This window comes from Streptomyces sp. NPDC057702, assembly GCF_042799315.1.
Taxonomy (GTDB): domain Bacteria; phylum Actinomycetota; class Actinomycetes; order Streptomycetales; family Streptomycetaceae; genus Streptomyces.
Genome location: NZ_JBHVJC010000009.1, coordinates 178942 through 191505 on the forward strand (window position 1 = coordinate 178942; position 12564 = coordinate 191505).

Consider the following 12564-nt stretch of genomic DNA (forward strand, 5'->3'; position numbering starts at 1 on the left):
TTCACCTGTCTTCGGCCCCGGTCACGAACGACTTCAGGGCGTAGTCCTTCACGACCACGAGGGCCTTGCCGGTCAGGTCGGTCAGCGTGATGTCGAAGCGGTCGACGCCGGCGCCGGGCGGGGTGTCGCCCAGGCGGCGCAGGTAGGCGACGCACTCCTCGGGTAGCGGCCCGCGGACGTCGACGGCGGCCACCGAGAAGGGCAGCAGCAGTCGCCTCTCGCGCTCGTGTCCCGCCGGGTCCGCCATCAGCGCGATGACGGCCTGGAAGGCGCCGTTGACCAGCGCGGGGCGCAGGACCTCGGCTTCGTCGCGGTCGGCGGCCGGTGGCAGCGCGAGCTGGGCCACCGCCTCGCCGTCGCCGTACAGCACCTCCTCGATGACCTGGAAGGCCGGTCCGTTGTCCAGGCCGGCCGCCGCCATGGCCGCGTAGCCGGCCGGGCCGGTCAACTGGCGGTCACAGCGGGCGAGGACGTCGGCCAGGTCGAGCGGGGGCGCGTCGGCCGGGGCCTGGTGCGGCGCGTCCGTCAGGTCGATCCGGGCCTCCACGCACACGCGGGCGGCCTGTGGCCCGTGGTCCAGGCCGACCCGGACCAGAACGAAGTCCTCGTGTGGGAGGAGGCGCACGCTCACCTCGACGGGCTCCTCGCCGACCTCGATGGGGTGTCGCCACAGCACGTCGCGTACCGCGCGCACCTCCCGCTCCAGGCTCAGCGTCCCGGCCAGCCGTGCCATCTCCAGCGTCACGGCGCCAGGCAGCACGCGGCGGCCGGCGACGCGGTGGCCGTCCAGGAAGGGTTCGTGGCCGGTGAACGTCGTGGTGAAGCGCTGTTCGAACAGGGAGGAGCGGTTGTGGTGCAGCAGCGGGGCCAGCCGCTCGGGGGCCGGCGCGCCGGTCGGCGCGGCCAGCGGCACGGCCGTGTCCTTGGGGGGCAGCCAGTGCCGGGGGCGGGCGAAGGGGTAGGTCGGCAGGCTGCGCCGGCGGCGGGTGCCGGGCGCGGTGAACGCCTCCCAGTCCAGGTCCTGGCCGCCCACCCACAGGTCGAGCAGCGCGGCGTACTCTCCCGCCGCGTACTGGTCGCGCAGCGCGTCGCCGGCCGCGCCGCGCGGCGCGGGCACGGGGGTCTCGACGGTGCCCTGGTGCGGGGCGCGGTGGCCGGCCAGGAAGTCGGCCAGGCCCCTCTCCAGGTCGTGTTGGCTGCTGACGACGAAGCCGATGCGCTCCTCGTAGGCGTCGCGGCCCACCTGGAGGGTGTACGCGACGTCGGCCAGCTCGGCCGCGCTCAGTCGGTGGTCACGCGACCAGTCCAGCAACCGCTGGGCCACGGCGCGCAGTTGGTCTTCTCGTCGGGCCGACAGGCGCACGAGCAGCGGTCCGCTCGCGGTCTCGGGGGCGGGGGTGGGGGTGGTGGGTGGCTGGTACTCGGCGATGACCACGTGGGCGTTGGTGCCGCCCGCGCCGAAGCCGGAGACGCCGGCGACGCGCGGGCCGGTGGGCGACTCCCAGGCGGTGACCTCCTGCGGGACCGTGAAGGGGGTGGCCGCGAAGTCGATATCCGGGTTGAGGGTGGTCGAGTGCAGGGACGGGGCGATCTGTCCGTGGCGCATCTGGAGCAGCACCTTGCTGACGCCGGCGATGCCGGCGGCGCTCTCGCAGTGGCCGATGTTGGACTTGACGGAGCCCAGGTAGCAGCGGCGTGCCTCGGTGGACTCAGCGCCGAACGCCTTGGTCAGCGCGGAGACCTCGATGGGGTCGCCGAGCCGGGTGCCGGTGCCGTGCGCCTCCACGTACGAGACCTGGTCGGCCTGGACGCCGGCCCGCTCCAGCGCGCGCCGGATGACGGCGGTCTGGGCGTGCGGGTTGGGGACGGTGTAGCCGTTGGTCTTGCCGTCGTGGCTGACGGCGGTGCCCTTGATGACGCCGTAGATGTGGTCGCCGTCGGCCTCGGCCCGGGCGAGCGGCTTGAGCAAGACGGCGCCCACACCCTCGCCGGGCACGTAGCCGTCGCCGCCGTCGCCGAAGGACTCGCACCGGCCGCGTGTCGAGGCGAAGTGGTGCCTGCCGAGCATGAGGAACTTGTTGGGGTGCAGCGAGAGGTTGACGCCGCCGGCGATCGCCGCCTCGCACTCGCCCGACAGCAGGCTCTGGGCGGCCAGGTGGAGGGCGACCAGCGACGAGGAGCACATGGTGTCCACGGCCAGGCTGGGCCCGTGGAAGCCGTACTGGTAGGAGACGCGGTTGGCGATCGAGGCGGCGCTGCCGGTGAGGGTGACCAGCTCACCGCGCAACTGCTGCTGGGCCGCGTAGAGCTGGTACTCCTCGTACATCACGCCGACGTAGACGCCGACGGGCTTGCCGGTGAGGGAGCGTCGGCTGTAGCCGGCGTCCTCCAAGGCGTGGTGGACGCACTCCAGGAAGATCCGCTCCTGGGGGTCCATCACCTCGGCCTCGCCGGGCGAGATGTTGAAGAACAGCGAGTCGAAACTGGTCGCCTCGTCAACGAACCCGCCCCAGCGGGCGTAGGTCCGCTCCTTGGGGCCGGTGCCGGCGGTCAGGTAGGGGGTGTGGTCCCACCGGTCGGCGGGGATCTCGGTGACGGAGTCCCGGCCGGAGCGCAGGTTGTCCCAGAACGTCGCCATGTCGTCGGCCTGCGCGTAGCGCCCGGCCAGGCCGACGATGGCGATGTCCAGGGCGCCGGCGGGCTCGGGCGCGGCCGGGAGGGCGGCGGCCCGGGGGGCCGGGGTGGTGGCCGGGCCGGTGAAGGCGCGGGACCAGTTGGCGGGCAGCGCGACGGCGGCGGCCGGCGTCGAGGGCGCCGGGGCCGGGGGCGCGGGGTGGGGTCCGACCAGTGCGGCGGCCTGGCGTGGGTGGCTGCGGCTCAGGGCCTCGGCCAGCTCCCCCACCGTCTGGTTCTCGAAGAAGATCGTCTTGGGCAGGGGGCCGAAGTGCCGTTCCAACTGCTGGGTGAGGTTGATGATGAGCACCGAGTCGATGCCGTAGTTCTCCAGCGGGACGTGGACGTCCACGCGCCCGGCGTCGAGCTTGATCTCCTCGGCGACGATGCCCTTCAGCACGGTGGCCAGCAGGTCGGCCACCTCCTCGCCGCCCGCCGCCTGACTCGGGCCCGTGCCCGGCGCGAGGGTGGCGGGCGTGGCCTGGGGGGCGTTGGTGGTCTGCGCGTCGAGGTAGCCACGCACCTTGGCGGCGTCGCCGATCAGCGGCAGGACCTGCCCCTCGCCGGTGGCCACGCAGGCCGCGAGGGCGTCCAGGCCGGTGGCCCGGTCCAGGACCGCCAGGCCCACGGCGTCGGTGGCGGCCCGCGCCTGCTCGGCGCTGAGGCCCATGCCGCCGTCCTGCCAGAGCTGCCAGTTGACCGAGAGGGTGTGTCCCCGCCGCTCGCCGCCGGCCACCAGCGTGTTGCGGTGGGCGGCGTAGTGGTCCATGAACGCGTTGCCGGCCGCGTAGTCGGCCTGGCCGGCGTTGCCCAGCGCGCCGGCGGCGGAGGAGAAGAGCCAGAACAGCTCCAGCGGCGCGTGCCGCGTGGCCTCGTCCAGGGCGATGAGACCGGCCGTCTTGGGGGCGAGCACGGCCCGCGCGTCCTCGGCGCTCTTGCCGGTGATCAGCCGGTCCCGGGTGACGCCGGCGCAGTGCAGCACGCCGTGCGGGCCACCGTGTTCGGCGGTGATCCGCGCGACCAGCGCGTGACAGGCCGCCGCGTCGGTGACGTCGGCCCGCTCGTACGCGGCCACGGCGCCCAGCTCCCGCAGCCGCCCGAGGGCGGCCTCGGTGCGCTCGCCGGGCGCGGAGCGGCCGGTGAGGACCAGGCGCGGGGCGCGTACGTCGCGGGCGATGGCCTCGGCCACCAGCAGGCCCAGGCCGCCGGCGCCGCCCGTGACGAGGTAGACCCCGCCGTCACGCCACAGCGGTTCCCCGGCGCGCGCGGGCTCGGGGAGCTGGACCCACTGGCGGATCTCGCGCCGACCGTCGGCGGTGTGGCGTACGAGCTGGTCGGCGGGCCAGGCGCGCTCGGCGCGCAGGCGTTCGGCCAGTGCGGCCGGCGTCGGACCGTCCTGGGGGCGCAGGAGCTGGACGCTGGCGTCCGGGTGCTCGCCGCGCAGCGACTGGAGGAAGCCGGCCAGGCCGAGGGAGGTGTCATCGGCGGCCACGACCTGCACCAGCAGGCGCTGCCTGCGGCTGTCGTGGAGCAGCGGGCCGGTGTGCCGCAGCAGGTCCAGGACGTGGTCCTGGTAGCGGTCCACGGGGCGGGGCGCGTGGGAGGACAGGGCCCGCACGTCGGCCTCGGGCAGGAGTCGGGTCAGCTCGGCGAGCAGGCCCGGGGCCGGGTCGCCGACCAGCACGGTCCACCGGTCGACGTGGGCGCCGGCCCCGTCGGCCGGCCGTGCCAGCGCCCGCGCGTCCCAGCGCGGGGCGTACAGCAGACGCTCTGGCGTCGCGGTGGCCGACTCGAAGGCGTAGCTCTTGAACGCCACCTGGTCCAGGTGGACCAGGACCCGGCCGGTCTCGTCGCTGAGTGTGATGTCGATCTTCTTGAGCCGGTCGCCGCCGTCCCGGGCCGGGCGCAGATGGGCCCACATCACGGGTGTGGTGGCGTCGGTGACGGTCACCGAGCCGACAGCGAAGGGTAGTTCGGCCGAGCCGCCCGCCGTCTCGGGCAGCGTGTCCACGTCGTCGGGCAGGGACAGGGCCAGCGTGGCCTGGAGCGCCGCGTCCAGGAGCGCGGGGTGCAGCGTGTAGCGGTCGGCGTCGGCGCGCACGCCGGCCGGCAGACGCAACGCGACCAGCACCTCGTCGGTGCCCCGGTGGACGGTCTCGATGGCCTGGTGGGCGGGCCCGTAGGCGATGCCCATGCGGGTGAACGCGTCGTAGCACCAGGTGCCCTCGACGCGCGGGCGGGTGCAGCGGTCCCGGAGCGCGGCCAGGTCCAGGTTCCGCGCGGGCGTCTGGTCCGGCGCGGTGAGCTCCACGCTGCCCTGGCAGTGCGTCTGGTCGACCCGGTCGCCGTCGGAGCTCTGGCTGTGGACGCGGAAGGCGATGCTCTGGGCGTCGGTCCCGGGGGTCAGCGTGATGTGCGCGGTGACCGGCTGCTCGGCCACGGTCAGCGGGCGCAGCCACACCACGTCGTGTACGCGCAGGTCGGCGCCGCGCGCCTGCTCGGGCAGCGCGGCGCGCACGGCGGCCAGCGCCATCTCCAGGTAGGCGACGGCGGGCAGCAGTCTGGCGCCGCCGACCTGGTGGTCGCGCAGGAAGAACTCGCGCCCGGTGAAGGTGCTGCTGAAGCGCAGCCCTTCCAGGTCGGAGCTGTTGCGGTGGAGCAGCGGGTGGAGCTGGTCCGCGCCGGCCGCCGGGCGGGGCGTGGCCGGGCCGGTGACCCAGCAGCGCTCCCTGGCGAAGGCGTAGCCGGGCAGCGGCACGCGGCGCGGCGGCTGGTCGTACAGCAGCGCCCAGTCCACGGCGATGCCCTCGACCCAGAGTTCGGCGATCTTGTCCAGGCGTCGTTCGCGCAGCAGCCCGGACATCATGTCGCTGTCCTCGAACAGGCCCACCAGGAGCTTGGACTGGCGCCCCGCGCCCCGGCTGTCGCCGGTGTACACGCGTGCGGTGCCCGGCTCGCCGGCCACGTACGCCGCCAGCGCGGAGGTCAGTTCGCCGAGGTCGGCGGCCACGATCGCCAGTCGCTGTTCCATGGCCTCGCGGCCGACCTGGAGGGTGTGGGCGACGGCGGCGGGGTGGGCTCCGTCGTACCCCTCGCGGGCGGCGCTCAGGTGGTGTGCGGCGAGCTCGCGCAGCCGCTCCCCGTCCCGGGCGGAGAGGACGAACAGGTACGGGCCGACCGTGGGCGCGGGCTCGGCGCGCTCCTCGACGTACTCCTCGACGATCAGGTGGGCGTTGGACCCGCCCGCGCCGAAGGAGCTGATGCCGGCCCGGCGCGGCTGGCCGTCCGGCGCCTCCCAGGGGGCCAGCTCCCGCTGCACGGTGAAGGGGCCGCTGGCGAAGTCGATGTAGGGGTTGAGGGTGGTGGCGTGCAGGGAGGGCGCCAACTGGCGGTGCTTGAGCTGGAGGAGGACCTTGCTCAGCGCGCCGATGCCGGCGGCGGACTCCAGGTGTCCGATGTTCGACTTGAGGGAGCCGATCGCGCAGAAGCCGGTGTCCTGGGTGTGGTGGCGGAAGGCGTTGGTGAGCGCGGTGATCTCGATGGGGTCGCCCAGCGAGGTGCCGGTGCCGTGCGCCTCGATGTAGGAGACCGAGCGCGCGTCCACGCCGGCGCCCGCCAGGCCCGAACGGATCAGGTCGGCCTGCGCGTTGGGGTTGGGCACCGTGAAGCCGGAGGTCTTGCCGCCGGCGTTGATGGCGCTGCCCTTGATGACGCCGTGGATGTGGTCGCCGTCGGCGATGGCGCGCTCCAGCGACTTGAGCACCACCGCGCCCACGCCCTCGCCGGGCACGTAGCCGTCGCCGCCCGCGCCGAAGCTGCGGCACCGGCCGTCGGTCGAGGCGAAGTTGCCCTGGCTGAGCAGGATCAGCTTGTTGGGGTGGACGGTCAGGTTGACGCCGCCCGCGATGACCATGTCGCTCTCGCCCCGGCGGATGCTCTCGCAGCCCAGGTGGATGGTGGTCAGCGACGAGGAGCACATGGTGTCCACGGCCATGCTGGGGCCGTGGAGGTTCATGAAGTACGAGACGCGGTTGGCGATCGCCGCGAACGAGGACGGCACCGGGACCGGCTCGCCCTTGATCTCGCCCTGGAACAGCTCGTACATCCCGTACATGACGCCGACGTAGACGCCGACCTTCTCCCCGGCCAGGCCGGTGCGGGTGTAGCCGGCGTTCTCCACGGCGCGCCACGCGGTCTGGAGGAACAGGCGGGCCTGCGGGTCCAGGAAGTCGGCCTCGCCCGGGGAGATGTTGAAGAACAGCGGGTCGAACTGGTCGACGCCGTCGAGGAAGCCGCCCCACTTGGCGTACGCCTTGCCGGGGGTCCTGCCCTCGGGCGCGTAGTACTGGGCGTGGTCCCAGCGGTCGGCGGGCACCTCGCTGACGGAGTCGGTCCCCGAGGCCAGGTTGGCCCACAGCTCGCGCAGGTCCTCGGCGCCCGGGTAGCGGCCGTCGATGCCGATGACGGCGATGTCCTGGGAGTCGGCGCCGCGCGCGGGGGTGGCGCCCCGCGGGGTGGCCGGGGTGCGGAAGCGGGGGGCCGTGTGGCGCGCGGGGGGTGTGGGGCGGGTCGGCGGGGCGGGTGGCGGCGTGGTGGTCGCCGCCGGGCTCTGGCCGGTCCCGGCCGCCGGCTCCGCCGCCGGGTCGCCGAAGACGCGGCGCAGGTCGGCGGCGCGGTCGGCGACGAAGTGGTCGGCGAGTTCCTCGATGCTCCCGTACTCGAAGAACAGGGTCTTCGGGAGCTCGCCGAAGTCCTCCTCCATGCGCCGGGTCAGGCTCATCATGACGATCGAGTCGATGCCGAAGACCTCGAAGTCGTCGGCGGCGTCGATCTTGTCCGCGTCGCTCTTGATGCGCTCACTGACGATGCGCGTCAGGTAGCCGACCATCTGCCGCCTGAGCTGGGCCGTCGGCGCGGGCGTGGCCGGGGTGGCGCCGGCGGTCGGCGCCGGGGTGGCCGGCCCGGGTTCCGGGGCGGCCTGGGTCGGGGCGCCGGCCCGGTCCTGGACGCCGAAGGTGCGGCGGATGGCCGCCGCGTCGCCGCTGGCGTAGACCACGTGCGACTCGGGCAGGGTCAGCGCGCGCTCCAGGGCCTGGCAGCCCTCGCGCGCGGCGAGCGGGGCGATGCCCAGGCGTTCGCGCATCGCGCGCGCCGCCTCGGGCTGGATGGTCATGCCGCCCTCGGCCCAGTACGGCCAGCCCACCGACAGCGTGCGGCCCGAGCGCTGGCCCGCCCGGCGTCGCTCCTCGCGCTGGGCGGCGAAGGCGTCCTGGTAGGCGCTGGCGAAGCAGTAGTCGCTCTGGCCCAGGTTGCCCAGGACGGCGGACATCGACGAGAAGAGCACGAACAGGTCGAGCGGTTCCTCGCGCAGCACCTCGTCCAGGTGGCGGGTGCCGGCGACCTTGGGGGCCAGTACGGCGGCCACGTCCTCGACGGACTTGTTGCGGATCAGCGCGTCGCGCAGGGTGCCGGCGGAGTGCAGGACGCCGTCGATCCGCCCGAAGCGCTCCTTGGCCCGGGCGACGAGCGCCTCCACGTCGGCGCGGCGGGAGACGTCGGCGCGCACGTAGAGGGTGTGCGCGCCGGGGAGTTCCGCGTCGCCCGCCTCGCCGCGACCGGTCAGGACCAGGCGCGCGTCGTGGACCTGGCTGAGGTGGCAGGCCAGGATGCGGCCGACGCCGCCCAAGCCGCCGGTGATCAGGTAGACCCCGCCGGTACGGAAGGCCGGCGCGGTCCCGGCCGGGTCGGCCAGGGCGGCGGGGTCGGCCTCCACGGTGCGTACCGCGCGGCGCGTCGCGCCGTCCCACCAGACCTCCGACGCCTCGGCCGGGTCGGCGGCCAGCTCGGCGCGCAGCCGGGTCAGGACGTCGCCGTCGGCGGACAGGCCCACGGTGCGGGCCGTGACGAACCGGTCCTCCGTGGCCAGGCTCCGCAGATAGCCGCCGACCGCCCGGTACTCGGGACGCGGGCGCTCGTCGCCGGCCACGGGGTAGACGTAGACCAGGTCGAGCTGCCGGCGGGGGCCGGCTCCCGTCAGGGCACGGGCCAGGGCGTGCACGGCGTACGGGCCGTCCGCCGGCTCGGTGGCCACCAGCACGATCCGGTCGGGGAGCTGGTCGCGGCGGCGCAGCTCGGCCAACAGCTGGGCGTAGTCGTCCCGCTCGGTGGGGCGCAGGGTGAAGCGCGTGCCGCCAGCGCTCGCCGTGTAGTCGGCGCCGGCCTCGCCGCTCGCGTCGGCCAGGGCGGTCACGGCGGCCAGGCCGGCGGCCTGGCCCGAGGTGGCGGCGTCGGCGAACAGCACCAGGGTGCGGCCGGCGCCGGTGTGCTGGCCGGCCGGCGCCTCCTGCCAGCGGCGGGCGAGGAAGACGGGCTCGGGCGCCTTCGGGCGGCCCGTGGCGCGGACGGTGAACCCGGTGATCTCGGCGGCCACGACGCCGTCCGCGTCCGTGACGGTGACGTCGAAGACCCGGCTGCCGGGCGTGTCGGCGCTCGCCGGGCGGATGTGGGCGCGGGCCGGGGAGGGCAGCGGCGCGAAGCAGCGGACCCGGTCCACGGCGAAGGGCAGGTGGACCGCGCCGTCGGTGGCCAGGAAGGGGCGGATGGCCTGCCAGGCGCCGTCGAGCAGGGCCGGGTGCAGGGCGTACCCGGGGCGCTCCGTGTCCAGTTCGAGGGTGGCCAGCGCGTCGGTGGGTCCGTACGCGAGCTCCCGTAGGGTCCGGAAGGCCGGCCCGTAGGAGACCCCGGAGCCGGGCGCGTCGTCGGCCGGGTAGAGCGCGGCGTGGTCGAGTCGGGTGGCGCAGCGCGCGCGGAGCGCGGCGAGGTCCAGCGCGGGCGGTGCCGGCAGCGGGTCGAAGCCCAGCTCGCCGCTGGCGCACGGCGTGCCGTGTCCGTCGTACACCTCGAAGCCGGCCCCGGTACCGGCGGTGGGGAACAGCGCGATCTCCACGCTCTGGTCCACTACCGGCCGGGCCCACACGACCTGGCTGATCTCGGTGACGGGCTGGCCGCCGGAGAGGTCGCCGGCGGCGCGCGCCATCTCGACCACGGCGGCGCCGGGCAGCACCGGGACCTCGTCCACGCGGTGGTCGGCGAGGAAGAACTCCTGGCCGGTGAAGGTGGAGCGGAAGCGCTGGCGGGTGAAGTCGGAGATGTTCTCGTGCACCAGCGGGTGGCGCGGCGCCGACTGTCCCACGACCGGCGCCGGCTCCGCCGGGGTGGGGCCGGCGGCGTTGACCAGGGCGGTGGCGGTGGCCGCCTGCGGGTACCAGTGGCGCGACGTCTCGAAGGGGTAGGTCGGCAGCGGCACGCGGCGCGGGCTGCGTCCCTCCCACTCCGCGGCCCAGTCGGCGGGCCCGCCCTCGACCCAGTCGTGGCCCTTGGGCCGCTTGACGACACGCCCGCGCAGCACGCCCGGCCCCGTCTCGCCCAGCTCCGCGAAGCGGTCCAGCGCCTCCAGCAGGCCGGCGCGGTCGCGCGCGGTGACGGCCAGCCGCTCGCGCATCGCCTCGCGACCGGTCTGCAGGGTGTACGCCACGTCGTCCAGACGCACCTCGGGACGGTCCGCGAGATGGGTGGCCAACCGCCGTGCCATCTCCCGCAGTTGGGGTTCGGCCTTGGCCGACAGGACGAAGGTGTACGCCCGCTCGCCGTCGCGCGGGGGCGCGGGGCGCCGCGCGGCGGTGGGCACGTACTCGTCCACCACGACGTGGGCGTTGGTGCCGCTGAAGCCGAACGCGCTCAGGCAGGCGCGGCGCGGCGCGCCCGGCACCGGCTCCCACGCCCGGCCCTCGGTGGTCAGCACGAAGGGCGACCGCTCGAAGTCGAAGTGCTCGTTGGGCGCGTTCACGTGCAGCGTGGGCGCGAGCCTGGCGTGCCGCAGGGACAGCAGGATCTTGTGCAGCCCCGCGACGCCGGCCGCCGCCGACATGTGGCCGACGTTGGACTTCACCGAGCCGATGGCGCAGAAGCCGCGCTGGTCGGTCCAGGTACGGAAGGCGCTGGCCAGGGCCTCCAGCTCGATGGGGTCGCCGAGCTTGGTTCCGGTGCCGTGCAGTTCGGCGTAGCTGATGGTCGCCGGGTCGATGCCGTGCCGCTCGTACGCCGCGCGCACCAGCTCGATCTGGCTGCCCAGGTTGGGGGCGGTGATGCCGTTGGTGCGGCCGTCCTGGTTGATGCCGCTGGCGGTGATCACACCGTGGATCTGGTCGCCGTCGCGCTCGGCGTCGGCCAGCCGCTTGAGGACCACGGCGCCGGCACCCTCGCCCGGCACGAAGCCGTCGGCACCGTTGTCGAACGTCTTGCAGCGGCCGTCGGGCGAGAGCATGCCGGCCGAGCACATGTGCATGTACGAGTCGGGGCTCAGGTACAGCGAGGCGCCGCCGGCCAGCGCCATGTCGACCTCGCCGCGTTGCAGGGCCTGGACGCCCAGGTGCACGCTGACCAGCGAGGAGGAGCAGGCCGTGTCGACGGTCAGGGCCGGGCCCTTGAGGTTGAGGAAGTAGGCGAGGCGGCCGGCGGCGATGGCGTTGCTGACGCTGGTGACGCTGGGCAGCTCATCGCCCTCCTGGAGCGCCTCGTGGGCCAGCGTGTAGTAGTCGCTGCTGGCCAGCCCGAGGTAGACGCCGCAGTTGCTGCCGTCGAGGCGCTGGCGCGAGTAGCCGGCGTCCTCGAAGGCGCGGTAGGCCTCCTCCAGGAAGATCCGGTGCTGCGGGTCCATCATCTCCGCCTCGGAGGGGGAGATCTCGAAGAAGAAGGAGTCGAAGGCGTCGATGTCGTCGAGCAGGCCCATCCACCGGCAGTAGATGGAGCCTTCCTTGCCGACCGTCGGGTCGTAGTAGCGCTCCATGTCCCAGCGGGTGGGCGGGATCTCGCGCACCGCGTCGCGGCCCTGGTCGAGCAGCTCCCAGTACTGGTCCAGGTCCCGGGCGGTGGCGTACCGGCCCGACATGCCGACGATGGCGATCGGGGAGGGCCGGCCGTCGCCCGCCACCGGCTGGGTGGCGGACGCGACGAGGGACGCCGGGACCTGCCCGGTCACGGGTGCGGGCGAGCTCGGCGCGACGGGCGCGACGGGGGTCGCCGGCGCGGGGTCGCGGGGCGCCCGGCCGGCGGGGCGCGGACCCGGCTGGGTGGGGGCCGGCGCGGGGGCCGGCTGGGCGGCGGGGGTCGGTCCGCTCTCGCCCCGCAGCAGCCTGCGGGCCTCCTCCGGGGTGAGCCGCTTCGCGCGCAGCGCGGCCAGAATCTCCTGGCGGTTCATCGGTCAGACCTCCTTCACCTGGGCGGACAGGCGGGCCTCGGCCTGCCAGATGTCGATCTCGCCCTCGTACACCTTGGCCAGCACGTCATCGAGGTCGTCGTCAGCCGGGGCGGGAAGCTCGCCGGCGAGGTACTCCGAGAACTCCCGGAGCGTGGGGTACTGGTAGATCTTCGTGGTACTCACCGACGTACCGAACTCCTGGTTCACGGCACGCACCCACTCCACACCCACCACCGAGTCCAACCCCAACTCCGTGAAGCTACGACCCGCGTCGATCTCCTCCACCTCCACGAACAACTCCCGAGCCAAACTCGCGCGCAGCAGCTCCACCAACTCCTCCGCCGACCGCCCGGCGACCGCGGGGGTGGGCAGCGGTCGGGGTTCGGGTTCCGTCACCGGTCGGGGCGGGGCGGCCGGCTCCGGCCGGGTCCGCGCCACCGGCGCGGGTGTCGGCTCCGGGGCGGGGGGCGGGGTCGGCCGGGCCGCGAGGCCCGTCGTCGGGCGCTCGCCGGCCAGGAAGCGGGCGAACTCCGCGACGTTGGGGTACTGGTAGATCTTCGTGGTACTCACCGACGTACCGAACTCCTGGTTCACGGCACGCACCCACTCCACACCCACCACCGAGTCCAACCCCA

The 12564-nt window shown here is 74.5% G+C and carries 2 protein-coding genes; both read right to left on the bottom strand.

Annotation, left to right across the window (positions count from 1 at the left end; translation table 11 throughout):
- Nucleotide 1: 1 nt before the first annotated feature.
- Nucleotides 2–11929, bottom strand: a complete 11928-nt coding sequence (locus ACFVFR_RS09160) for an SDR family NAD(P)-dependent oxidoreductase (protein ID WP_383699066.1) — start codon at nt 11927–11929, stop codon at nt 2–4.
- Nucleotides 11930–11932: 3 nt separating this feature from the next.
- Nucleotides 11933–12564: acyl carrier protein (locus tag ACFVFR_RS09165; protein WP_383699067.1), on the bottom strand; the 632-nt coding region annotated here is incomplete at its 5' end.

Excerpts from the sequence above, each read along its gene's own strand:
- ACFVFR_RS09160 (WP_383699066.1), bottom strand. The coding sequence starts at position 11,929 with ATGAACCGCCAGGAGATTCTGGCCGCGCTGCGCGCGAAGCGGCTCACC.